Here is a 22,836-nt window from a genome sequence, read left to right on the forward strand (position 1 = left end):
GCATGCTAGCAGGCCATACGCGAACGCACGGACCACATCGCTCAACGGCGGGTGAACGAGATGCCCGCGGCCGCCTCGAGCAGGTCGGCGGGCAGCGCCGATCGAGCGACGGTCACCCGCTCGAAGCCCGTCGCTTCGGCGACCTGACGCAGGCGGTCGCTGCTGACCACGGCCACCGCTTGCACGAGGCGGCGCCAGGCCGGGGGAATGAGCGCGCGATGCAGGTGTTCCAGCGCCTCGGCACTGGAAATCAGCACGGCCGAACGGCGGCCGAGCTTGAGCAGGGGATCAATGTGGCGACGGTCGATGCGCGGCGCCACGCGATGGTAGACGTGGATCTCTTCGAGCGTCGCCCCACGCGCGGCCAACTGCTCCCGTAGCACGCCCCGCCCGCCCGGCGCCCCGATCAATGCCACGCGGCGGCCGCCGAGCGACGCCATCTCGGGCATCCCAAGCACGCCTTCGCTGTCCTGGCGATTCGCCGGGAAGTGGACCTCGGCGACATCGACCATCTTCAGGGCACGCGCCGTGCCCCGGCCGACGGCGATCACCGTGGCGCGGGTCGCCAGCGGCAGCAGGTCGGCGGCGAAGCGCACGGCGGCGGGGCTGGTGAAGACAAGCATGTCCCCCCGCAGGGCCGACCGCAGGGCGGCGTGGGTGGCCGTGGCGTCGGCGGTGGCCCGCAGCGACAGGCCCGGCACCGCCACCGGGATACCGCCGAGCTTGCGCACGCGGCGCGACAGGGGCCCGGCCGTGCCGGCGGGACGGGTGATGACGACGGTGACGTTGCGAAGGGGCTGCGTGCGGCTCACGGGAACGTCCTGTGGGTGACCTTCGAGCATACGTACATGCGCCCGATGACACCCATGCCGAAGGTGCGGTGGCCCGATCATCGCATGCGCCATACGGATGCGAACGTGCATCGCGCGCCCGTAGACTTCGCCGCCTATGACCTCTCCCGCCCCTTCCCCGCAGGCCCTCGAGGGCTTCATCCTCGACGGCATTCCCCTCGCGCGCGCCATGCAGGTGCGCATCGCGGGCTTCGACGGCGCCTGCCTGTCGATGACCGCGCCGCTGGCGCCGAACATCAACGACAAGGGCTGCGCGTTCGGCGGCAGCCTGGCCAGCCTGATGACCCTGGCCGGCTGGGCCCTGGTCGAGTCGGTGCTGCGGGCCCGGGGTTACGACTGCGACCTTTTCGTCGCCGACTCCACCGTGCGCTACCTGGCGCCGGTCTGGGACGATCTCCGCGCCGAGGCGCGGCTCGGCGTCGGCGGCGACTGGGGGCCGTTCCTGGCCACCCTCGACGCCCGCGGGCGGGCCCGCGTGGACGTGACCTGCGCGGTGCCGGGGGACGACGGCAAACCCGCCGCGAGCCTGGAAGCACGCTTCGTGGCCAAGCGCCGGGCATAATGCCAGGCGACCCGCCCACGGACCACGCCATGCGCCGCCTAGCCCTGCCCGCCCTCGTCCTGCTCCTGGCCGCACTGTCCGGCTGCGCCACCGACAAGCGCAACGAAGCCCTCAACACCACGCTCATGCGCTACGCGTCAGCGATCCGCTGGGGCGATTTCGTGACCGCGCAAGCCTTCGTCGATCCGACTTACGCCGAAGCCCACCCGATGACCTCGCTCGATCGCAGCCGGCTGGAGCAGCTGCGCGTCACGGCCTACGACGAAGGCGGCGGACCCCAGCCGGACGGCGAAGGCGAGGTCACCCAGGTGGTGCAGATCAACGTCGTGAACGTCAACACCCAGGCCGAGCGCTCGATCATCGATCGCCAGCGCTGGCACTACGACCGCGAAAAGGGCACGTGGCGGCTGATGACCGGCCTGCCGGACTTCTCGCCGCACTGAACCCGATATAATCGGCCGCTTTACCCCGCCGGCTCCGGAAGACCCGATGAACGACGTACTGCATAAGTTGCCCGAATTCGCGGGCAATCACCTCGCGCTGTCCGCGCTGTTCGCCATCCTGCTCGTCGCGCTCGTCGCCGGCGAAGTCGGCGCGCTGTTCCGCAAATGGAAAATGCTCACCCCGGCCGGCCTCACCCAGCTGATCAATCGCGACACGCCGCTCATCATCGACCTGTCCGCGAGCGCCGACTTCGAGAAGGCGCATATCCCCGGCGCGAAAAACGTCGCCATGAGCCAGTTCGACCCGGAAACCCAGAAAGACCTCAGCAAGGCGAAAGAGCTTCCCGTCGTGCTGGTCGACAAGGACGGTCGCGGCGTCGGCAAGGCCGCCAACCGCCTGATCAAGGCGGGCTTCGCCCGCGTGTTCGTGCTCGACGGCGGCACCTACGCCTGGCAGAACGCGCAGCTGCCCGTGGCCAAGGGCAAGAAGTAAACCCTTCGCACGCCGTCGCGCGGGGACGGCTGACGCGTAGCCTTACAGGCCGTGGATACCGGCCCGCCCGCGGAGAATCGCCGCCAGCACGTCCGGCGCCAGTTCAAACGAATCGAAATACAGCCGGTCGTCCGGCAGTCCGGCCGCGGCGAAATGCTCGCGTGCCAGGTCGATCATCGGCGGCGGTCCGCTCATGTAGACGTCGAACCCCGACAGGTCGGGGTGGTCCTCCAGCACGGCCTCGTGCACCAGGCCCGCGCGGATGCCGGCCTCCCATGCGGCGTCGATGTCCGACAGCACGGGCGTGAAGTGCAAGGCCGGCATGCGGCGCTGCCACGCGCGGATGAGTTCGGTCAGGTAGAAGTCTTCCGCCCGGCGCGCGCCCCAATAGACGTGGATGGCGCGACGGGTGCCCAGTTCGATGAAGTGTTCGACGATGGCCTTCACGGGCGCGAAACCCGTGCCGCCCGCGACGAAGAGCATCGGGCGCTCGGAATCCTCGCGCGGCACGAACGTGCCCAGCGGTGCCTCGATGGTGAGGCGATCGCCGACCTTGAGCGATTCGTAGACCCAGCTCGTGAAGCCGCCACCCGGCACGTAACGCACGTGCAGTTCGATCCGGCCGTCGTCCGCCGGCCCCCCGGCGATCGAGAAGGGCCGATGGCGGCCGTCTTCGAGCACCACGTCGAGGTATTGCCCCGCCAGCCAGTTCAAGCGCGGGCCCTCCGTCGGCACCAGCCACACGCCGACCACGTCGGGCGCGAGCGCCCGGCGGGCGACGACCTCGGTCTGCACCCGACGGTGCGGAATGTCTTCGACCGAGGCGATCTCGCGGGCGCGGATGGCGATGTCGCCGCGCGGTACCGCCTGGCAGAGCAGGATGGCGCCATCGGCCTGGGCGTCGTCGCTGAGCGCCACGGGCGGAAGGCGCGGGTAGTCGCAACGGCCCTCGACCAGCGTGGCCTTGCAGCTGCCGCACACGCCGCCACGGCAGGAGTACGGCAGGGCGATACCCGCGCGTTGGGCGGCTTCCAGCACGGTTTCGTCTCCGGCGGCGTCGAATCGCTTGCCGGACGTTGTCAGGGTTACGGTGGGCACGCGCGCATTGTAGGACAATGGCGGATCGTTCACCCCGACGGAGCGGCCATGGCCATCTGGAAACAGTCCACCGACCTTGCCCACATCAACGCCTGGAGCCGGGACACGATGATGGAAACGCTCGACATCCGCTTCACCGACATCGGCGACGACTGGCTACGCGCCACCATGCCGGTCGACCCGCGCACGCGCCAGCCGTTCGGCCTGCTGCATGGCGGCGCGTCGGTCGTGCTGGCCGAGACCGTCGGCAGCACGGCGGCGATGCTCACCCTCGATCCGGCGACCCACCTGGCCGTGGGCCTGGACATCAATGCCAACCACCTGCGCGGCGTGCGCGACGGTCGGGTCACCGGCACCGCGAAGGCGGCGCATCTGGGCCGCACCACCCAGGTGTGGGAAATCCGCATCGAAGACGCGGCCGGCAAGCTCGTCTGCCTTTCCCGCCTGACCATGGCCGTGATCGCCACGCCGGGCGGCATGGAAGAGGCCCTGCGCCGGTGACGCGCGCCGCGCCCTACGCCGCGCTGTCGCCCGACGTGGTGCTCGCGGCCGTGGAGGCCTCGGGGCTGTGGAGCGACGGACGCCTGCTCACCCTCAACAGCTACGAGAACCGGGTGTTCCAGGTCGGCCTCGAGGACGGCGGCTTCATCGTCGCCAAGTTCTACCGGCCCGGGCGCTGGACCGACGACGCCATCGTCGAAGAACACGCCTTCGCCCGCGAACTGGCCGAGGCGGAAATCCCCGTGGTCGCGCCGAGGGTGTTCGAAGGACACACGCTGCTCCGGCACGAGGGGTTCCGCTATGCGATCTATCCGCGCCGTGGTGGGCGCGCGCCTTCCCTCGAATCGACCGACCAGCTCGAATGGCTGGGCCGCCTGCTCGGCCGGATGCACGCGGTCGGCGCTCGCGAACCGTTCCACCATCGCGCAGTGCTCGACCGCGCGGCAATGATCGACGGGCCGGCCCGCGCGGCGCTCGCGTCCCACTTGGTGCCCGTGCACCTGGCCGGGGCCTACCGCGACGCGGTCACCCGGCTGGACGACGCGGTGGCGAACCGGCTCGAAGCCGTGGGCCCGGTGCGGCGCATCCGCCTGCATGGCGACTGTCATCCGGGTAACGTGCTGTGGACCGACGCCGGCCCGCACTTCGTCGATCTCGACGACGCGCGCATGGGGCCCGCCGTCCAGGATCTCTGGATGCTGGCCGCCGACGAGGCGATGCTCGATGCCTTGCTCGAGGGCTATGGGCAGTTTCGCGATATCGATCCGGCCGAACGGGCGCTCGTGCCCGCGCTGCGCGCGATGCGTCAGGTGCAATACGGCGGCTGGATCGCCGAGCGCTGGCATGATCCGGCCTTTCCAGCGGCGTTTCCGTTCGCTGGCGAACCGCGCTGGTGGGAGCAGCACATCGCCGACCTGAACGACGCCGCCGAGGCGCTTTAGCCTCGCGGCGCCCCGTACGGCCATAATCCGTCGCCGTCCCACCAGGAAACCACGACCGCATGCATTCGTTCCTCACCCGCGTCATCGCCGTCTTCGAAATCGCCGGTGGCCTTTACGGCCTGGTCCGCCAGGTCGACCATCTGCTGGGCTCGCGGATGACCGGCTTCGAGGCGATCGCCAGCGTGCTGGGCGTGCTGCTCTTTGGTTTCATCCTCGTGGCCGGCGTGCTGCTGGCGAGCAACGACGGTCGCGGCACGCAGATGTCGATCTGGGCGCAATGCCTCCAGGCGCCCCTGCTGGCGATGCCGGTCTTCAGCTATGCGCTGTCCGCGGGCGCCTTCGCCAACCTGTCGATCACGGTGCAGCGCTCGCCGCGTCTCGGCTTCGACTGGGCGATCGCCGAGCACGGCTGGCTCCTGGCCCTGGGCGGCCCCTCCGCGACGCACGTGGGCATCAACCTGCTCGCGCTCGTGTCCTGGCTGATTCTGCGCTTCGGGCGCTGACGGCCGACGAAAGGCCAAGGGGTTTCGCGCCCTGTATCATGGCCGGATGAACGACGTCGCTTCCCCCCGCATCACCCTTAAATCCGACCGCACGCCCGGTCATCCCTGGGTCTGGTCGGCCCAGGTCGTCAAACCCGCCGAGCGCATCCCGCCCGGCAGCGTGGTGGAGGTGGTCGACAGCAAGGGCCGCTTCGTCGGCCGCGGCTTCTGGAACGGCCACGCCCGCGTGGCCCTGCGCATGCTCACCACCGACCCGGCCGAGACCGTCGATGCCGACTGGATCGCCGCGCGCATCGCCCGCGCCGTCGAACTGCGCCGCGACCTGCTACGCCTGGACGATGCCAGCGATGCCTGGCGCGTGGTCCATAGCGAAGGCGACGGCCTCTCCGGTCTCGTCGTCGATCGCTACGCGAACCACCTGGTGGTGGAGTATTTCGCCGCCGGCATGTGGCGCTTCCGCGAAGCGATCCACGCCGAACTGCTGCGCCACTTCCCCGGCGCCTCGCTGTACTGGTTCGCCGAACAGCACGTGCAGCGACAGGAGTCCTTCGACGTGCGCTCCAACGACGCGCCCGCCGCGGTCGATGTGCACGAGCATGGCCTGGCGTTCCACGCCGCGCCCGGCCTTGGCCACAAGACCGGCTTCTTCGCCGACCAGCGCGATAACCGACGGCGTTTCGCCCATCTGGCCCGCGATCGCCGCGTACTCGACCTGTGCTGCAACGCCGGCGGTTTCGCCGTGCACGCGATGAAAGCCGGCGCCCGCGAGGCGACCGGGGTCGACGCCGATGCCGCCATCCTCGAGGTGGCCCGGGCCAACGCACGCATGAACGCGGTGGACGCGCATTTCGAGCAGGGCGATGTGTTCGAGTGGCTGCGCGCCGCCATCGCGGAAGGTCGCACCTGGGACGCGGTGGTGCTCGACCCGCCCAAGCTGACCCGCGACCGCAACCAGGTAGTGAACGCGCTCAAGAAATATTTCGCGATGAACCGCACGGCCCTGGACGTGATCGCGCCGGGCGGCATCCTGCTGACCTGCTCGTGCACCGGCCTGGTGAGCGAAGCCGACTTCATCGAGATGCTCCGCCGGGTGGCGCTCAACGCCGGCCGGGAGATCCAGTTGCTTCACGTGGCCGGTGCCGGCCCCGATCACCCGGTGGCCAGCAACGTGCCGGAGAACCGCTATCTCAAGGCCGTGTTCTGCCGGGTGATCTGACGACTCGTTCACCGTGTCTTGATCGACGGCCGGCACACACTGCCGGCCATGTCCCGGAAGCCCTCCCCCGAAGCCCTCGCGGCGATCAGCACCGAGCAGGCCCACGCGAAAGCGGCGGGCCTGGTCTACGTGTGCGACACCGACAAGGGCATCACCCGCTGTCGGCGGGGGCGCCATTTCAGCTACGTGGGCATCGACGGTCGCCGGATCACCGATGAGGCGACCCTCGCCCGTATCCGCTCGCTCGCCGTGCCGCCAGCCTACACCGAGGTATGGATCTGCCCGCAGGACCGGGGCCATCTGCAAGCGACGGGTCGCGACGCCCGGCGGCGCAAGCAGTACCGCTATCACCCCGAATGGCGCTCGATCCGCGACCAGGACAAGTTCGAGCGGATGCTCGCCTTCGCCGAGGCGCTACCGCGCCTGCGCCGACGCCTGCGCAAGGACCTGGGCCTGCCGGGCCTGCCCCGCGACAAGGTGCTGGCGCTGGTCGTGAGCCTGCTCGAAGAAACGATGATCCGCGTCGGCAACGATACCTATGCGAAGGAGAACAACTCGTTTGGCCTCACGACCCTGCGCTCGCGGCACGTGGTCGTCAGCAAGACGCGCATCGAGTTCCACTTCCGTGGCAAGAGCCGCCAGTGGCGCGACGTCGTGCTGGACGACCGGCGTCTGGTGCGCGCGGTGCGCCGCGTGCAGGATCTGCCGGGCCAGCGTCTGTTCCAGTACGTCGACGACGACGGACAACGCCAACCGGTCGACTCGGGCATGGTCAACGATTACCTGCGCGAGGTGACCGGCGGCGAATTCACCGCCAAGGATTTCCGCACGTGGGGCGGAACGGTCCAGGCGATCGCCGTCATGGCGGCCACGCCGCTGCCCGACGCCGGCGGCGACCGTGCGAGCCGCGCCGCGATCGCCGCAGCGGTAAAAGAAGTGGCCGGCATCCTCGGCAACACGCCTGCCGTGTGTCGCCGTTCGTACATCCACCCGGAGGTGTTCACCGGCTGGCTGGACGGTGAACTGGCCCGCTGCGTACCGCCGACCGACCCACGCTTCACCCGCAAGCTCGAGGCACTGGCCCTGGCCTACCTGCGACGGCGCCTGCGTAGCGGCAAACGCTCCCGTTGACGCGGATGCGCGGCTATAGTTTGCGGGTGGGGATCATTACTTTTTCTGGGATTGTGTCGACGATGTGGCGGTGGAAGCGGATCCCCCTGGTGGTGGCCCTGGGCCTGGCCACGCCGGTCGGCGCGCAAGAGGCGCCGGATGCGACGCCCGTGCTGCCCGGCCTGCAGGCCCACCGCGGCGTGATCGACGACACCTGGATCATCGCGCCCAAGCACCTGGGTAACGCGACCCTGGTCGCGGTGAAGAATTACGCCGACGAGGGCGATATCGCCGCGGGCGTGTCGCTGCGCTATCGCATCGACCACGCCGAATGGATCGCCGCCGACGTCTTCATCTATCCCGCCGGGGATGGCGCGCCCACGGACATGCTCAAGAGGGCCGCCGAGGATTTTCGCGAGTCGGTGGCCTTCGCCGAGCGGCAGGAGATCTACCGCAACGTCTGGTGGGGCGACACCTCGCCGTACGTCGCCCGCCTCGCAAACGGCAAGACGCTGGAAGGGCGCTTCCTGCCGCTCGTGTTCGACGCGCAGCAGGACATGCTCACCTCGCGCACGTATCTCTTCTACCGCAAGCTCTACTTTACGAAGATCCGCCTCACCACCCCCGTGGGCGCGGTCGATTCGCTCAATGACAACGCCGATCGCTTCGTGCGCAACCTGCTCGACGGGGTGGACGTGGTGAGCGAGGGTGGCTGCGGCAAGAAGATGGATATATCCGTGCTCGCGTCGGGGCAGTCGCCACCGCCGGACATGGCCGACGGCGTCAGCGCGGACGGCTTCCACGTGATGCTGCCCACGGGTAAAGCGGGATTGCCCGCGTACGGCCCCGCGATGGAAAAGACCCTGGCCCTCGCAGCGAAACGCCAGCTTGCGACCGGCTGCACCTCGCTCGAATACCACCCCCCGCTGCAGGACGACACGCGCACCGTGTTGCACCTGTCGTTTCAGGCGAGCGACTGGGGCGCCGCCCCCAAGCAATAACCGACACGCAGAAGCGGCGGGGACGCGTCCCACGTCCCCGCCGCTGTCGTGCGATGCCGAAGCCCTGAACGTCTCCAGTCCTGGACACCAGGCATCCGGACCGCGTCGACCTGCACATAATGCGGTGGAAAGACCCTGCCGCCTATGGAAGCATTCTGAAAAATCGGGGCCATGGGCAGTCGCCGAAGCGATCCGTCAGGCGCGCTGGGCCACGCCCTGCTCCCGTGCGTACTCACGCCGCCAGGCCTGCCATCCCATCGCCGCCAACCCCACGAACGCTGCATACAACACCGCCGTCACCGGCAGCGCCTTGTAGACGTATTCGCCGACGTAGATCACGTCGACCGCGATCCAGAGCCACCACGCCGCCGCGTGGCGCCGCGCCTGCCACCACTGCGCCACGAGGCTGAACGCAGTGAGCGCGGCGTCGAGCCAGGGCAGCGATGCGTCGGTCCAGCGATGCATGCCATAACCCAACGCCAGCGCCGCCACGGTGCCCACCACCAGGTGCAACGCGGCGCGGCGTGGATCCAGGGCGGCCACGCGCACATGGCCGTCACCGTCGAGGTGCCGCATCCAGCGTTGCCAGCCGTAGAGGATCAATACGGCGAACACGCCCTGCAGCAGCGTGTCCGAATAGAGTTTCGCCTCGACGAAGATCCACGCGTACGCGATCACGGACACCAGCCCCACGGGCCAGCACCACGGGCTGCGCCGAGCCGTCAGCCATACGCCGGCGGCACTGACCAACGCCGCGCCGACCTCGAAGGGCGACAGCTCAAAGCTCATAGGTCACCGAAAGGCGCGCCAGGCGCGGCATGCCGGGGAAGAGATAGCGATCGCCCCCGGAGCTGCCCGTGTCGCGCCAGTAGAACCGATCGAACACGTTGTCGACGTTGAGGCGCCACGTCAGCGCGTGGCCGCCGGCCGTCATGGCGTAACGCAGGCCCGCGTCGAACACGTGGTAGGCCGGCACGCTGACGCGGCCGTCCGGCGTCGCGACATTGCTGCCAACGTAACGCCACCCCCCGAGCAGCGCGAGACCGGGCGCGAACGGCAGGCTGTAGTCGGCATACACTGCCGTGTGCCAGCGCGGCACGTTGATCACCTGGTGGCCTTCGTACGCGGCGACGCCCGTCTGCTCGGCCCGGGCGCGGATGGCGTTGGCGCTGGCCGTCAGGCGCAGCCGATCGGTGACCTGGCCGGCGAGGTTCAGCTCTACGCCCGTATGCACCTCTTCGCCTTTCTGCACGAAGGTAAAGCCGGCGGCGCTCGCGTCCGGGGCGGCGAACTGATACGGCTGGCGGATGCGATAGACCGCCGCCTGAAGATCGAGCGCGTCGCTGAGCGCGTACTTCGCGCCGGCTTCCACCTGCCGCGAATGCAGCGGGGCGAGGGTCGCGCCGCCATTGCTCGTCCAGTACGGCGCCTGCCGTCCCAGCGCCAGCCCTTCGCCGTAGCTGACATACGTGGTCAGCGCGCTCACCGGCTGCCATAGCACCGCCGCCTGCGGCAGCGTCCGGACAAGGCGGGTGTGCCGTTCGGCGGTGCCGGTCGTGTCGTAGGCGGTTTCGTCCAGGCGCACCAGGCGCGCACCGGCCAGCACCTGCCAGGCCTCGCCCAGGTGAATCCGGTCGATCGCGAACAGCGTGCGCTGCCAGCTCGTCAGCGTGCGCGCGAGCGGACCGGGCTCGTTGGGCGAGGGCGCGAACACGGGCGGCTCGCGTTCGTCGATATTGGCCGTGCCCACGTAGTCGTAGACGTAGGGGCGCTGGTCCATCGTGCGACGGAACGCGGTGGCGCCGAGGTTGAGTTCATGGTCGACGGTGCCGGTGGCGAAGCTGCCGGTGAGCACCGCGCGCACTTCGTCATTCTGCCGCGTGTCGTCGGGACTGCGGAAATCGTAGACGTCGTAGTCGCCGTTGGGCGCGAAGAAATAACCCGGCGACCCATCGGCGCACGCCGCCGCGTAGGCGCAGCCATAGGCGAAGGCCACGTTGTCGTTGATCACCGTGTGGCTGTGGCCGGCGGAGACCTGGGCGTTCCACGTGTCGCTGAACCGGTAGTTGAAGCGCAACGAGGTGTTGCTCGCATGGATGCCTACGGGCCGCTGCCACGGCTGGTAGCCGAGCAACTGCGTGCGGCTGGCATGCGCCGGAATCGTCGTGCCTCCCAGCAGTTGGTAACCGGACGCCGAGCGCTGCGCGCTGGTCTGGTAGTCGGTATCCAGCAGCAGCGTGGCGTCGTCGTTGATTTTCCAGTCGGCCGCCACCGAGACGAAACTGCGCCGGCCGTCGACATGGTCGATCCACGAGTGCGTCTTCTCGTTCGCCGCGTTCACGCGCATGCCGAAGGCATGCGTGAACCACGTGCCCACGTCCAGCGCCTCGTAGGTGGACCCGTGCGAGTCGGTACCGGCGGTCACCGTGTGCACGTCGGCCGCGCGCTTGCTCACGTAATTGACCAGGCCACCGGGCTCGACCACGCCGGCTTCCAGGCCACCCAGGCCCTTGAGCACCTCGACCCGCTCCTTGCCTTCCAGGGCGAGCGTCTGCTCGGCGGACATGAGCATGCCGTTGAAGCGGAAGCCGGTAGCCAGATCCAGCGGAAAGCCACGGATCGAAATGTCCTGGTAGTAGCCCGCCGGCGCGTAGTTGTCATTGATCGCCGCGTCGCCACGCACGAGCTCGCTCAACGACCTCGGCTGGCGATCGTCGATCTGCGCACGCGTGATGACGGTGATGGCGGCGGGCGTATCGTGCAGCGGCGCGCTGCCGAAGCTGCCGAACGTATCCAGCTGCGAATCCGCCGCCTGATAGCCCCGGGCGGTGGTGGCATGCACGTCGATGCCGGGCAGCGTGCGCGTCTGCGGCGGGGTGGCGTCATCGGCGTGCGCCAGCGGCGCGAGGGAAAGCAGGGCGAGGGCGAGGGGCGTGCGGGTGAGGGTCATCGTCGTCTTCGTGGCAGCGGACGAAGCGACGGCGAGCCACGTGCCGGCAAACGGCATCCGCGGCTCTGCAAGCTCCCTACGCCGGTATCAACCGGATCAGGTTCCAAGGGACTCTCTCAGCCCGGCGAACGCCGGGCACCCCCGCTTCAGAACGCCTATTGAAACACGAATCGTCAGGCCACGTGTCCAAGCGCATCCAGGAACGCGCGCCCCGGCGGCTCGGCGAACCACCGCGCGTGGCCAAGCAGGAAGGTGTACCACGCCACGTCGGCGTGATCCCGGCGCCGCGTGATGCCTTCGAAATACTCGACCTCCGAGAGGGCGAAATCCACGTGCACCAGCGGCAACAGGTCGACCAGGCCCCGCATGTCGGCCGCGCTCAGGTCGCGCCGCGAGCGATAGCCGTCGATCAGTGCGTGGGCTAGGTCTACCCGCGCGATGTCGCCCCGCGCGACATCGAGCCAGGCGATGGCGTTGCGCTCGATTGCGGTGGCGAGGTCGAACACGGCGAACGTGCGCGCGGCCAGACCCAGGTCGAGCACGCCCGTGATACGAGCCGCTTGCGAACGGTCGCTCCAGTAGAGGTTGGACACGTGCCAGTCGCCGTGCGTCCAGCAAGCCGGGTGCGTGGTGAACGAGCGGCTTTGCCAGGGTGCCAGGGCGTCGCTCAGTTCACGGCGCCAGTCGCGCGCCTCCAGATAAGCGCGAAGATGGGGACGCCCCGCCCATCCGGCCGCCACGGCCGCGACCGGATCGTCGGCCGAGAGAATCTCCGCCCGCGCCACGAGGATATGCGTCGTGCGCTGCGGGGCCTCGTAGTCCGCGGTCGCGGCGTGCCAGTCGGCCAGCATCGCCCCGGCCGCGTAGGCATGCCTCACGCCGCCGGCTGGCGCCCATGAGTACGCATCGCGATAGGCATCCACGCCCCGGGCCGGCGCCTGCACCTCATACACCCAGTCGCCGCGCACGAACACCGAGGCGCCCGACGCGTCACGCAGGAGATCGGGCACGGGCACGCCGCGGGCCCGCGCATGCGACGCCAGCCGATGCTCTTCGGCCAGTTGCGCCGGGGAGCGCACGCTATGGTGATGGCGCTTGACGAAGACCCGCCCCTGCGCGGTATCGACCAGCGCCGCCGCCGACAGGGGACGCGGGCTACGCCAGGCCAGCGAGACCGCCTGGCCCGCGTCCGGCACGCGCTCAAGCACCTCCACGACCTCGTGCAGCGTCAGCGGCGGCCAATCGGGCGCGAGTTCGTCGCCCGCGAGCCCGTGGGTAAGGTGTGCGTCATCGGTCATGCGCGAAGTCTAGCGGGCGCACGCGCGACGTGGGCCGCACGAACCGGATGGCGACGTTTCGCCGGACGGGACAGCATGGCGCACCTTCCGCCACCGGCATCCTCATGGCCTTTCGCATCCTCGGTCTGGACCCCTCGCCCTTCATGCCGCTCTACGGCCTGCCGTCCGACGAACTGGCACGGCGCGGCGTCCGGCGCCTCGTCGTCGACGCGTCGCCGGGTTTCCCCGACCGTGTCGAAGTGCGTGACGCGGCGCCGGGGGAGACGGTGCTCCTGCTCAACCACGTGCATCAGCCCGCCGACACGCCGTACCGCGCCAGCCATGCCATCTTCGTGCGCGAATACGCCGGGCGACGCTACGACGGCATCGATACCGTGCCGGACGCGCTACGCCGTCGCGTGCTCTCGCTTCGCGCGTTCGACGCCCATGGCGACATGGTCGACGCCGACCTCGTGGAGGGACCCGGCATCGAAGGGCTGATCGGGCGCTTGCTCGGAAACCGCAGCGTGGCCTACTTGCACGCCCATTACGCGAAGCCTGGATGTTATGCCGCCCGGATTGAACGAGCCTGACAGGGGCTACGCGCTAGCGGAGGGCCCTCACCATGCCTTCCGCCGTCCACGCGCCGAGGCAACCGCCCGCGATCCGGGCCGCCTGTTCGGCGTCGTAGCGCTGGCCGAGCCAGGTGCAGACCTCGCCGAAGCTCGCCCCGGCCAGGGCGAGGTCGAGGCACGCGGTCTCATCGGCGGTCATGCTGGCGAAGCGCGGCGAGAGACCCTCCCGCCAGACGCGCAAGCCGACACCCGCCTCCACGCCCTGTGGCACCGGCGGAGGCTGCCCGTCGCCCAAGGCGCGCCAGATCGCCGCCGCGTTGCTGCGCACCCGGCAATACCGGAGCGTCGGCACGAAGTCGAACTCCACGCGATCCCAGTCGTCGGCCTCCAGCTCAGCCACCCCGATGGCCCGGGCATCCGGCCCGCTGAAGGCCCGGCGCAGGTGCCAGTCGAGCCAGGCGATCTCGGCCACCTCGACATCCGCGGGATAGGCGTCGTCCAGGTGCGCGATGAAGGCCTCGCCATACGCGTCGAGTGTCCACGACACCGGGGGATGGCTGTCGACGTAAGCTGCCGCGAGCGCATCGAATGCCGTCTCGCCGAGCCAGAGAAGCGTCTTTTCGTAGGTCTCGCGCAGCGCCGCCACCAGCTGCGACCGATAGTTGTGGGCGTACACGGCCATGCCCCGTGGATCGACGCCAGCCGGCACGAAGCCACCCACGAGCGCGGCGGCGAAAGCCCTCTGCCGGTCGCGCAGGTTCACGCCGCGCGCCGCCTGACGGACGCGGCGATGTCCCGCGCCCGGGCCACTTCGTCGAGCAACTCGGGCAGGGGCGGCAGGTTGTCGTCCCGCTCGATCATCACCGCGACCTCGCCCAACCGCTCCATGACGCGTGCGTACAGCGCCCAGACCGGATCGGCGACGGGCGCGTCGTGCGTGTCCACCAACCTGTCGCGACCGACGCTGTGGCCGGCGAGGTGCACCTGCCGCACATGGTGGAGCGGAAGGCGCCCCAGTCCTTCGGTGGGGTCGAGGCCATGGTTGGCGGCACTGACGTAGAGGTTGTTCACGTCGAGCAGCAAGTGGCAGCCGGTGCGTGCGCAGAGCCGATCGAGAAACTCGGCTTCGTCCATGTCCGCCTCCGCAAAGGCGACGTAGGTGGAGGGGTTCTCGAGCACGAGCGGGCGTTGGAGGATGTCCTGCGCCTGCCCGACGTTGTCCGCAACGACGTCGAGCGCCTCGCGGGTATACGGCAGCGGCAGGAGGTCGTGCGACTGGAAGCCGTCGACCGCGGTCCAGCACAGGTGATCGGACACCCACAGCGGCTGGATCGCCGTCGCCAGGCGATGCAGCCGGCGCAGGTAGTCGCGATCCACGCCATCGCCCCCGCCGATGTTCATCGACACCCCGTGCAGGGCGACCGGATAACGCTCACGCACGCGCGCCAGCACGTCCAGTGGGCGGCCGCCGTCGACCATGAAGTTTTCGGAGATCACCTCGACGAAATCGACCGGCGGATGCCCCTCGAGGAAATCCGGGTAATGCGGGACACGCAGGCCCACGCCGAAGCCGTCGAAGCGCGGGAGCGGAGAAGCGCAGGACATGGTCAGGGAGCCCACCCGGCCACCCGGCAGGGGCAGCCGGGTCGACCGGTCACTTCGCCGGCGGCGTCGTGCTGCCGCCCTGGGCGGTGCATTCTTTCACGCTCACCGACTTGAAGCCCTGGCCCTTGCAGTCGTTCTGCCCTTTGCAGCCGTGATTGCCCGACTTGCAGTCGGACGTGCCCTTGCAGGTGTTGATGCCGTAGCACGCGACGGTCTTGCCGCCACTCGCCGGGGCGGCCTGCGCGGGAACGGCGACGGCCGCGACGGACACGGCGAACACGGCGGCAGCGGTGGCGACGCTCTGGGTAGCGGTAGACATGGTGGACTCTCCGTAGCGGGGGGTGATGCCGAGATGGCGTGGGTCGTTGGCACGGGCGGCAGGGCCGCGACAACCGAACGGCCCTTTGGGCGGCCCTCGGTCGAACCGGCGCTGGCCGACTCCCTGGCGATGAGATACTCCAGGATCGCCACCCACCACAAGTGCGTCGCCCGGCGGTCCGCATCGGCCCGGCCACCCCGGCGTCGGCGCCACCGCCCCCCCGGCCGCGGCTCCCGACCGGAAGAAGCCCCCCCCTGTTTCGCGCCTTATCGGCGGCCACCGGCGCCCTTCGGCGGCTTCGGCGACGCGAAAGGCACCTCCGACCCCGGCGCCGATTCGGCAAAGGTTGAACCGACGCCCTACAGTCCGATGGCAGGGAGGCCGATGAACCTTCAGACTATAGGCGTCGTCGAACCCGGGCCTCCCCCGCTTCCGCCGGCGCAGTCGGCCGGCCGGCGAGGCATCTCGACGGTCACCCCTGTTTGGACCGCTGTTCAGGACGAGAGCGCCACGTGATCGCAAAACTCAAGGATCCGTCCATCTGGGGACGCCACCTCGCCGTGGCGGCCGCGTACGCGGCTTGCTATGAGGTGACGAAATACTTCTCGTTTTCTCACTGGGTTCTTCCCGCCGGCCTGCGTGTAGCGTGCCTGCTGCTCGTTCCACGCAAGTTCTGGCCGGCACTCGCCGTCGGCGAAATGTTGCCTCTGGCCGAGTTTGCACTGATGCATAGCGCCATGTTCGGCGCAGCATGGGCAGCACTGATGGCCATTCCGCCCATTGCCCTGGCGATGCCCATAGTCGCAGCCCTCAAGCGAAGGATGGAACTGCTTCGCCCCGATGGCCAGATCAACATGAGCCTCATCCTGGTCGCCTCGTTGCTTTGCGCCGGTATATCCACGGCGATCAACTGCACCGCGCTGTCCGTGTTGACGATGCCCGACGGCTCGCCAAGCCCCCCGATCACGCTTCAAACGGTGCTGGTCTGGGTTCTCGGATACTTCTTAGGATCACTCTCCATCGCACCGTCGATTCTCGCGGTGCACCAGCGGATGAGCCGCATCGCTGGTGAGATCACGTTTAACCACGTCATACGCAGCCCGCTACTGCGTGAGGTCCTGCGAATCGAACTGCCTGTGCTGATCACGCTTCTTATCGGTGCATCGTTCGTGGGCGGCGATGCGCTCCCGTACTTCCGCATTGGTATGGCAATTCCCGTGATCGTTCTGGCATGGCGATTCGAATGGCATGGTGCGGCCATCGGTGGACTGCTCGCCAGCTCGTTCCAGGCCGCCACAGCGACCACCCTACGCGATCCGGCCATGATCCAGGCCCAGGTTGTTTTAGCGATGGTCCTGTCCGGCGCGCTGATGCTTGGCGCCCGAAGCGCGAGACGCCACGCATCCGAATGCAAGGCGTCCAAACCTCAACAGACCGGTCAGGCAAGCTGACCGGTCTGCCGTTGCACTCGGATGCTTACGGACTGTGCGTGGTGCACTCCTGGGGATCACCCTTACAGTCGCCGGATACGGCCATCACGCGGTAAGCCCCGCTCGGCTGAGGTGAAACGAAAACCTTGATGCCGCTGTCCTCATAGACCTTTTCGGACGACGTATTTGTGGCGGGCGGAAGGGGCTCGTCCTGGGTAGCGAGATTCGCTGCATCGGCGCCAACCGGCAGACCGATGATGCTATACGGCGTGCGCGCGAAGGCGCCACGCACGTTGCCGTTCGCGTCGTTCACCTGGACATAGCGGGTGTTGCCGCGTTGGAACACGTAGACGTGATAGTTGGGGCTCGAGCTGACGTCGGTGCTATTGGGCCAGGACTGACCGAGACCGGTGATGGCCTGCTGGGCGCCGGCGGCGACCGGCATCACGACGAGCGCCGTAGCGAGAAGGAGGGGACGAATGCGCATGGAAGGGGTCTCCTGGATGAGGGGAAGTCGGCAACGGCTGCCGACCCTAGGGACCAGGTGTGGCTACGACACCTGGAAGATGCACTTTCCTCCAACCACGCCGCAGTTTATGGCGTGATGCCGATTACGCGCATGTGTCTTCGTGAAGCGCGTGGAAAGCACCGGCAACGGAAGCGGCGAGGTATCCGTCGTTGTGAGGTGACAGCTTATCTTCGACGTATGTCATGACCTGAGACCGAACAGGCCTCTCAGAAAAACACCTATAAAACAGTGTTTCACTGGGAGCCCGACCGGATACCCATGTGACGGCTGGCCGCCGGTTGCGCGGCCGCGAACTGCGAAAAGGCACAAGGCGAAAAGAGCGCAGAGCAGGATGATGTCGGCCATCACGCGATCATTGCGGCGATCCCTGCCCAGCCCCAGCTCAGGCGCCAAGGACGCCTTGGTCAGCGAAATGCCGTTTCACAGCCTTCGCCTGTCGTGACTGCCTTTCGTGTCGCGCGCGGTGGGGAAGCGCGATTTTCTTGGAATCGCGATGCCACGCCTGCCTAAGGACCGCTACGCCCAGCACAGGCCAGCCACGTGACGAAAGGCAAGCGAGCGCACGACCCCACGAAGGCACCTCGCCGACTCCCGCCTGCACAAGCTCCAGGATCGAATCGTTACTCCTACCGCTAGCGATCATTGCCCTTGTCCAGCGACCCAGGCAAGGGCAACGAGGGCTTAGGCGGCCGGCTGGGCGTCGATCGCAAGCCCTTTTCGCCGCCGCCGTGCACGCCACGTCCAGCGCAGCATCATCGCGGTGGCACCGATGTTGACCACCACCTCGCCAGGCCAGACGTAACCGTAGCTGAAGTCGCGAAAGTCGGTCAGCGCGGCGAGCATGCCCGCCGCGTTGACCGCCCCGCCGCACGCGATGAGGGCGCAATAGATCCGCACCACGCGGGACATGCTCCGCTCGGTGAGCAACCACATGCCGCACAGCGCCATGAGAAGGTTGCAGACGAGATTGATCGCCATCGTCATGTCGGACGTCATTTGCCTTCGCCCCCCGCGATACGGTCGATGACGCGGTTGGCGATGGATTCACCGCGCGTGTCAATCAGTCGCTGCGCCAGGCTGGCGAGCTTGAGCCCGAAAAAGCCGATCAGGAACGACACGCCGGCCTGCACCTCGGCCGCGGAGTCGGCCATGAAGCGCCGCTCCAGCGCGGGAGCGAGGAAAATGGCCATCAACGCACCGCACACCACCTGCACGATGGCGCGCTTGCGAGAGGGCTCGTCGTTCATCGCCACGGGCAGTATCGCGCCGCCCACGGCAGCCAATAGCAACCAGAACCGGGTAAACAACACGGGATCCATGGAGTTCATCGCTCGTGCTCCGGTCATGGCACGTTGGGTTCCAGCTCCGCGCGCCATGTACGCACGCGCGGCTGGCCGTTGTAAGACTTCTCATCGAACGACAGCCGCAGCGACGTCGGCGAGGCGCGCACGATGCTCATCACGCCCGAGCCGGCGAGGTTATCGCACAGCTTGCCGCCGTTGCTCGCCGATGCAAAGGCATAAATCGCCCCATCGGCCTGCACCTGCTGGAACTTCGCGCCCAGGTTGCACGCGATCGGCGGATCGAAATGCACGAGCGCCGACCTGGCGTCGAACTTCACCTGCACCGCGACGTTCACGTTGTCCGATCGCAGGACACCGACCCATACGCCGGTGGGCAGGGTGTCCTTGGTGATCTCCTGCGCACTTGCCACGGAGGAGGCGGCGACAAGGGCAAGGACGGCGAGACGGCACAGGGACGTGTTCAGTGGATTCATAACGGTTTCCTTCATGGATACAGCAGGAAGATGCCGACCGCGAACGCCGCGGCAAGGCACAGGATGACGATGGTCACGAACCATGGGGACAGGCCCGATGGCGCAGGCAACGGTTCGTCGAGACAGGCGGTCAGGGCCGCCTCCCATTCGGGTGGCACGTGCAATTCGGTCAGGCGTTCCACGATCGGTCTCCCGCCAGGGACGGAAAGGCGACGAGACGGCCGTCGAGTTCCACGCGGGGCCGCCAGGCATCCACCGCGCGATAGGTGATGCGCAGTCGGTGCGGGCGATCGCGCGCGAACCAGCGACGGCGGCGTCCGCCGAGTTCGACGACGAGCTGCCGTGTCTCGCCATGGCGCATGCGACGCAGGCGAAGGCGACAGTCGAATTCCAGCGACATCATCGAGACGTGGGGCTGCCCCCGGTCGCGGAACATCGCCAGCGGAATCACCACGGACTCCAGCGGCGCATCCGGCGACGGATCGCGCGGCACGTCGACGCGTAGCCCGCGCCCCTGGGCCAGGTCACCCGCACGGATCGCCTCGCGTCGCGCACGTAGCGACTCGTTCGCGGCCTCCACCGCATGGCCGAGGGCAAAGAGAAGGACATCGAGTCCGCAGGCAGCCATGGCGTGCTCCTAGTCCTTGATCCAGGCCGGCTTGCGCGGAAACCCCACGTGGTAGCACAACCATTGCAGCACGACCTGGTGTTCGCCGATCTGCAACACCTTAAAACTCTTTTCGATCCCCATGATGCACCCTTTCGGCGGCTCGCTGAGGCAGCGGTTGAGCAGCTCCTGCGCCTCGGCGACCTTCTCCGGCGAGGCCATCTGGTTGGGATTGTCGTTGCCGACGACGATACGCTTGCAATACTTGACTTCGCTCAGGTCGAACATCGCGGGCTCCGGATGAAGATCGCGACGTCCACCGGACGTCGCGACACATGACGCGTCGAATTACGGCGTGGCCGCCGCGGGCGCAGCCGCGGGGGTGTCGGTGACCGGTACCGGCGCACCCACCTTGCGCGGAGCGCAAGCGGTCTGCAGGATGTCCATCACGCGTGCCAGGCCTTCGGGCATGCCCTTGTCTTCGGCGTGCACGGCCACGTGGTACTTGGCCGAGTTATCCGAGCTGCGCGTGTTTTCCTTATGCGTCGCGACCGAACCGGCCACGTGCACCTTGGCGGAAAACACGCCCCAGCCGATCGACATGTCGGCGGAGAACTCGCCTTTCTTGTCCTCGGACTCCTTCTGCGAGAACGACGACTTCACTTCCATGTCGAAGGTGATGTCGACGTTGGTGATGCTCAGGTTGGGCACCTTCACGATAGCGAGCAGCGGCACCTCGAGTTCGACTTCTTCCTCGGCGATGCCGGCGCCGGTCGGATCATCGACAGGACGCTTGAAGCGGAACTGGGCGGTGCGGGTCGCGCCGACGCCGGTGGGGTCGTTGGCGGCCGGCGGCATGAAGCCGATCACCTTGATGAAATCGGCGGTGGCCTGGGCGAGCTTGACCTGCGCCTCGCAGGCGGCGCTCAGCGGCGAACCGATGAGGTCCGCCATCGGCAGGCCCTTGAACTGACTGGACATGTTGACGAGTTCGTCAGCCATGGTGTGACTCCTTTACGTGACATGGCGCGGCGGGCGGAATGCCGCCACGGTTCGAAACGGCGTACCGATCAGTCGCCGGGTTTGAACGTCTTGAACACGCCCTGGGTCTGGGCGAGATGGTTCATCAGGCGTGCCGCGCCGTCGGTGGGCTCGCTGCCCTCCACGCGCAACACGACGTGCACCGCGCCACCGCGGCTTTCCTTCGCGCCCAGCGACGTGTCCACGCGCACATAGGGCTTGGCGGGGCGCGGCTTGACGCGCCAGCCATGGGTCGGGTCGGGCGGTGGCGCATCGGCGGGTTCGTCGGGCAACGGTTCGCCCGGGTCGATCAGGCTGCCCAGATCGGCGTCGAAGCGGATCTCCACGTCCTTGATGCGCAGCACGTTGGTCGATACCAGCGGCAGGATCGGCGCGCGATAGAGGTCCTCGTCACCTTCGTCGGCACCGTGCTGGATCGACGGCATGCGGATGACGACGCTCTTCGGGCGGTTGTCCTCGTCGAAGTAATCCGACAGGTGCGCCATCTGGTGCTGTTCGATGCGATCCTGCGCGTCGGTCACCGCGCCGGCGAGTGCCTCGATGAGGTCGTTGAGGGACGTCGTGGCCACCGGTCAGGCCTCCTGCGGATCGGGGGCGTAGGTGAACGACTCCACGCGATTGAGCCAGCCCTTGAGGAACTTGGCCAGGCTCGGTTTCTGCGCCGCCAGTTGGGTGTAGTAATCCTTTCGGCCCTGCTTGAAGCGGTTGAACACGTCGGCAGAACGCGCCGTGTTCACGGCGACGATCGTGCCCTTGCCCACCACACCGTCCACGGCCAGCGGCGGCGCGGCGCCCAACTGATTCAACACCGTCTGCAGCAGCCTGGCGGAACGGTTACCTGCGTTGACCTGGAAGTCGAACACGATGTCCGCGAGCGATTGGTTGCGGATCGCGTCGCCGCCGATCGCGTCCCAGTACTGCTTCTTGTAGATCTTGCCGGCCTGCTCGTCCGTGAGCGCGCGAAGGTTGTCCAGCGTCGGTTCGACGCCGAGCAAGGATTTCGCGTAGAGCCGGAACGTGCCCAGGGTCACCCCCTTGTTGGTGGCGCCACCCGGGTCGGCCGGATCGTTGACGAATCCCCCTTCATGGCGGAGCAGGGTCGGAAAGAAGTGATTGAAGTCGGCCATGGCCGTGGTCTCCCAAGGTGACGCGACAGGCGCCGGTGTGGGTTCACTATCCCGTCACGGGCGATCGCGATGGATCGGCAAAACCCTGATCGCGCCCGTCACCCATCCTGATCGGGCATGCCGGGTTCGAGTACGGTGAGTCCCTCGCGCAACGCGTAGCGGGTCAGCTGGGCGATGCCCTGCAACCCGAGCTTGCTCATGATGTGTTCGCGATGCGTGCCCACCGTCTTCACGCTCACATGCAGGCGTTCGGCGATCTGACGCGTGGAGAGACCCTCGGCGAACAACTGCGTGACTTCGCGCTCTCGCGTACTCAGGGCGGCACCCATGCCCATGGCGGACGCGCCTGCCCGTCGCCTCAGGCCATCCACCAGGACGTGGCCGATGTCCGGGCTGACGAAATACCTCGCCTTCAGTACGGCCTCGATGCCTTCGGAGAGCACGCCGTACCCGTCGCGCTTGAGGACGTAACCATGCGCGCCGGCATCGATGGCGGCACGTACCCAACGCGAGTCGTCGTAGGCGGACAGGCAGAGCATGCGCGTTTCCGGACAGCGCGGACCGAGCCGCCGCGCCGCTTCCAGGCCACTGAGCCCGCGCATCGCGCAGTCGAAGATCAGCAACCTCGGCTGCAGGCGCAAGGCCATGCGCACCAGTTCGCGGCCATCTCCGGTGCCGCCCACCACGTCGAAACGGTGGGTGCCGAGCAGCAGTGCGGCCACGCCCTCGCGCAATACCGCCTGTTCGTCGCCCAGTAGCACGCTGACCGGCGTCATGCCCTCACCTCGCTGGCATAGCGTGAACCAGCGCCGACACGCGCTCGGTGGGGCTGTGACAGAATGCGGCCGGCATGGCCGTGGGCGGGGATGGAACCATGCAT

General features: G+C 68.0%; 30 protein-coding genes and 1 riboswitch. Of the genes, 11 read left to right on the forward strand and 19 right to left on the reverse strand.

All coding sequences use genetic code 11. The annotated features are described in order from the left end of the window. Positions 1–41: 41 nt before the first annotated feature. Positions 42–812 (reverse strand): uroporphyrinogen-III synthase, encoded by a 771-nt coding sequence (locus tag PI246_RS09940; RefSeq protein WP_320551099.1) that lies wholly within the window; start codon positions 810–812, stop codon positions 42–44. Between the two features lie 136 nt (positions 813–948). On the opposite strand from PI246_RS09940, the gene PI246_RS09945 reads away from it, so the two are divergent. The 3 genes from PI246_RS09945 to PI246_RS09955 are packed head-to-tail and all read left to right on the forward strand — an operon-like array spanning position 949 to position 2,349. Then, the gene (locus tag PI246_RS09945; protein WP_320551100.1) at positions 949–1,413 is read left to right on the forward strand and encodes a YiiD C-terminal domain-containing protein; all 465 of its coding nucleotides are present in this window, start codon (positions 949–951) and stop codon (positions 1,411–1,413) included. Positions 1,414–1,442: 29 nt separating this feature from the next. Further along, positions 1,443–1,856, forward strand: coding sequence for a hypothetical protein (locus PI246_RS09950; protein WP_320551101.1), 414 nt, complete (start codon positions 1,443–1,445; stop codon positions 1,854–1,856). A gap of 46 nt (positions 1,857–1,902) precedes the next feature. Further along, positions 1,903–2,349 carry a rhodanese-like domain-containing protein gene (locus PI246_RS09955; protein ID WP_320551102.1) on the forward strand — a complete coding sequence of 149 codons (447 nt, stop codon included), beginning with the start codon at positions 1,903–1,905 and terminating at the stop codon, positions 2,347–2,349. 42 nt (positions 2,350–2,391) lie between these two features. On the opposite strand, the gene PI246_RS09960 is transcribed toward PI246_RS09955, so the two are convergent. Continuing rightward, on the reverse strand, positions 2,392–3,447 hold the full coding sequence (locus PI246_RS09960; RefSeq protein WP_320551103.1) for a 2Fe-2S iron-sulfur cluster-binding protein: 1,056 nt from the start codon (positions 3,445–3,447) through the stop codon (positions 2,392–2,394). Positions 3,448–3,495: 48 nt separating this feature from the next. On the opposite strand from PI246_RS09960, the gene PI246_RS09965 reads away from it, so the two are divergent. The 6 genes from PI246_RS09965 (at position 3,496) to PI246_RS09990 (ending at position 8,719) form a co-directional block, all read left to right on the forward strand. Next, positions 3,496–3,948: a hotdog fold thioesterase gene (locus tag PI246_RS09965; protein WP_320551104.1), complete on the forward strand. Its 453-nt coding sequence runs from the start codon at positions 3,496–3,498 to the stop codon at positions 3,946–3,948. Continuing rightward, the gene (locus tag PI246_RS09970) at positions 3,945–4,889 is read left to right on the forward strand and encodes a serine/threonine protein kinase (protein WP_320551105.1); all 945 of its coding nucleotides are present in this window, start codon (positions 3,945–3,947) and stop codon (positions 4,887–4,889) included. Before PI246_RS09965 ends, PI246_RS09970 begins: the two co-directional genes overlap by 4 nt. Positions 4,890–4,948: 59 nt before the next feature. Then, positions 4,949–5,392, forward strand: a complete 444-nt coding sequence (locus PI246_RS09975; RefSeq protein WP_320551106.1) for a hypothetical protein — start codon at positions 4,949–4,951, stop codon at positions 5,390–5,392. A 46-nt stretch (positions 5,393–5,438) separates the two neighbouring features. Beyond that, complete coding sequence (locus PI246_RS09980) at positions 5,439–6,608, forward strand: class I SAM-dependent rRNA methyltransferase (protein ID WP_320551107.1); 1,170 nt, start codon at positions 5,439–5,441, stop codon at positions 6,606–6,608. A 48-nt stretch (positions 6,609–6,656) separates the two neighbouring features. Next, complete coding sequence (locus PI246_RS09985; protein WP_320551108.1) at positions 6,657–7,739, forward strand: DNA topoisomerase IB; 1,083 nt, start codon at positions 6,657–6,659, stop codon at positions 7,737–7,739. Between the two features lie 62 nt (positions 7,740–7,801). Beyond that, positions 7,802–8,719, forward strand: a complete 918-nt coding sequence (locus PI246_RS09990) for a hypothetical protein (protein ID WP_320551109.1) — start codon at positions 7,802–7,804, stop codon at positions 8,717–8,719. 195 nt (positions 8,720–8,914) lie between these two features. On the opposite strand, the gene pnuC is transcribed toward PI246_RS09990, so the two are convergent. From pnuC to PI246_RS10005, 3 genes are all read right to left on the reverse strand, one after another. After that, positions 8,915–9,508, reverse strand: a complete 594-nt coding sequence (gene pnuC, locus PI246_RS09995; protein WP_407069799.1) for a nicotinamide riboside transporter PnuC — start codon at positions 9,506–9,508, stop codon at positions 8,915–8,917. Then, positions 9,498–11,669, reverse strand: a complete 2,172-nt coding sequence (locus PI246_RS10000; protein ID WP_320551110.1) for a TonB-dependent siderophore receptor — start codon at positions 11,667–11,669, stop codon at positions 9,498–9,500. The genes pnuC and PI246_RS10000 overlap by 11 nt, the downstream gene beginning before the upstream one ends. 56 nt (positions 11,670–11,725) lie before the next feature. Continuing rightward, positions 11,726–11,822, reverse strand: a riboswitch (TPP riboswitch). A 20-nt stretch (positions 11,823–11,842) separates the two neighbouring features. Continuing rightward, positions 11,843–12,967 carry a phosphotransferase enzyme family protein gene (locus PI246_RS10005; RefSeq protein ID WP_320551111.1) on the reverse strand — a complete coding sequence of 375 codons (1,125 nt, stop codon included), beginning with the start codon at positions 12,965–12,967 and terminating at the stop codon, positions 11,843–11,845. Positions 12,968–13,071: 104 nt separating this feature from the next. Here PI246_RS10005 and PI246_RS10010 point away from each other — a divergent pair, with 104 nt between their 5' ends. Then, positions 13,072–13,539 (forward strand): DUF1203 domain-containing protein, encoded by a 468-nt coding sequence (locus PI246_RS10010; protein ID WP_320551112.1) that lies wholly within the window; start codon positions 13,072–13,074, stop codon positions 13,537–13,539. A gap of 13 nt (positions 13,540–13,552) precedes the next feature. Here the strand turns inward: PI246_RS10010 and PI246_RS10015 are convergent, their stop codons facing one another. The 3 genes from PI246_RS10015 to bufA2 are packed head-to-tail and all read right to left on the reverse strand — an operon-like array spanning position 13,553 to position 15,445. Then, on the reverse strand, positions 13,553–14,284 hold the full coding sequence (locus PI246_RS10015) for a DNA-binding domain-containing protein (protein ID WP_320551113.1): 732 nt from the start codon (positions 14,282–14,284) through the stop codon (positions 13,553–13,555). Further along, a complete protein-coding gene (gene bufB, locus PI246_RS10020; RefSeq protein ID WP_320551114.1) occupies positions 14,281–15,126 on the reverse strand; it encodes an MNIO family bufferin maturase in 846 nt (281 codons plus the stop codon). The genes PI246_RS10015 and bufB overlap by 4 nt, the downstream gene beginning before the upstream one ends. Positions 15,127–15,175: 49 nt before the next feature. Beyond that, positions 15,176–15,445: a BufA2 family periplasmic bufferin-type metallophore gene (gene bufA2 / locus PI246_RS10025; RefSeq protein ID WP_320551115.1), complete on the reverse strand. Its 270-nt coding sequence runs from the start codon at positions 15,443–15,445 to the stop codon at positions 15,176–15,178. 512 nt (positions 15,446–15,957) lie between these two features. Here bufA2 and PI246_RS10030 point away from each other — a divergent pair. Further along, entirely contained in the window at positions 15,958–16,896 is a 939-nt protein-coding gene (locus tag PI246_RS10030; RefSeq protein WP_320551116.1) for an MASE1 domain-containing protein, read from the forward strand. 25 nt (positions 16,897–16,921) lie between these two features. Here PI246_RS10030 and PI246_RS10035 read toward each other — a convergent pair whose 3' ends face one another. The 11 genes from PI246_RS10035 to PI246_RS10085 all read right to left on the reverse strand — a co-directional run bounded on the left by PI246_RS10035 (position 16,922) and on the right by PI246_RS10085 (position 22,732). Further along, positions 16,922–17,362: a hypothetical protein gene (locus PI246_RS10035; protein ID WP_320551117.1), complete on the reverse strand. Its 441-nt coding sequence runs from the start codon at positions 17,360–17,362 to the stop codon at positions 16,922–16,924. A gap of 723 nt (positions 17,363–18,085) precedes the next feature. Then, positions 18,086–18,400, reverse strand: coding sequence for a hypothetical protein (locus tag PI246_RS10040; protein ID WP_320551118.1), 315 nt, complete (start codon positions 18,398–18,400; stop codon positions 18,086–18,088). After that, positions 18,397–18,750 (reverse strand): hypothetical protein, encoded by a 354-nt coding sequence (locus tag PI246_RS10045; protein WP_320551119.1) that lies wholly within the window; start codon positions 18,748–18,750, stop codon positions 18,397–18,399. Before PI246_RS10045 ends, PI246_RS10040 begins: the two co-directional genes overlap by 4 nt. Beyond that, positions 18,747–19,181 carry a hypothetical protein gene (locus tag PI246_RS10050; RefSeq protein WP_320551120.1) on the reverse strand — a complete coding sequence of 145 codons (435 nt, stop codon included), beginning with the start codon at positions 19,179–19,181 and terminating at the stop codon, positions 18,747–18,749. Before PI246_RS10050 ends, PI246_RS10045 begins: the two co-directional genes overlap by 4 nt. Before the next feature lie 11 nt (positions 19,182–19,192). Continuing rightward, a complete protein-coding gene (locus tag PI246_RS10055) occupies positions 19,193–19,363 on the reverse strand; it encodes a hypothetical protein (protein ID WP_320551121.1) in 171 nt (56 codons plus the stop codon). Then, on the reverse strand, positions 19,351–19,809 hold the full coding sequence (locus tag PI246_RS10060) for a hypothetical protein (RefSeq protein ID WP_320551122.1): 459 nt from the start codon (positions 19,807–19,809) through the stop codon (positions 19,351–19,353). Before PI246_RS10060 ends, PI246_RS10055 begins: the two co-directional genes overlap by 13 nt. A 9-nt stretch (positions 19,810–19,818) precedes the next feature. Further along, positions 19,819–20,076 carry a hypothetical protein gene (locus PI246_RS10065; protein WP_320551123.1) on the reverse strand — a complete coding sequence of 86 codons (258 nt, stop codon included), beginning with the start codon at positions 20,074–20,076 and terminating at the stop codon, positions 19,819–19,821. A gap of 60 nt (positions 20,077–20,136) precedes the next feature. Then, entirely contained in the window at positions 20,137–20,790 is a 654-nt protein-coding gene (locus PI246_RS10070) for a DUF2589 domain-containing protein (protein WP_320551124.1), read from the reverse strand. A gap of 68 nt (positions 20,791–20,858) precedes the next feature. Further along, the gene (locus PI246_RS10075; protein ID WP_320551125.1) at positions 20,859–21,398 is read right to left on the reverse strand and encodes a DUF2589 domain-containing protein; all 540 of its coding nucleotides are present in this window, start codon (positions 21,396–21,398) and stop codon (positions 20,859–20,861) included. 3 nt (positions 21,399–21,401) lie between these two features. Further along, positions 21,402–21,956: a glycoside hydrolase family 108 protein gene (locus tag PI246_RS10080; protein ID WP_320551126.1), complete on the reverse strand. Its 555-nt coding sequence runs from the start codon at positions 21,954–21,956 to the stop codon at positions 21,402–21,404. 98 nt (positions 21,957–22,054) lie between these two features. Further along, on the reverse strand, positions 22,055–22,732 hold the full coding sequence (locus PI246_RS10085) for a response regulator transcription factor (protein ID WP_320551127.1): 678 nt from the start codon (positions 22,730–22,732) through the stop codon (positions 22,055–22,057). Between the last annotated feature and the right edge of the window lie 104 nt (positions 22,733–22,836).

Origin of the sequence: Luteibacter sahnii, assembly GCF_034063545.1 — a bacterium.
GTDB classification, from domain to species: Bacteria; Pseudomonadota; Gammaproteobacteria; order Xanthomonadales; family Rhodanobacteraceae; genus Luteibacter; species Luteibacter sahnii.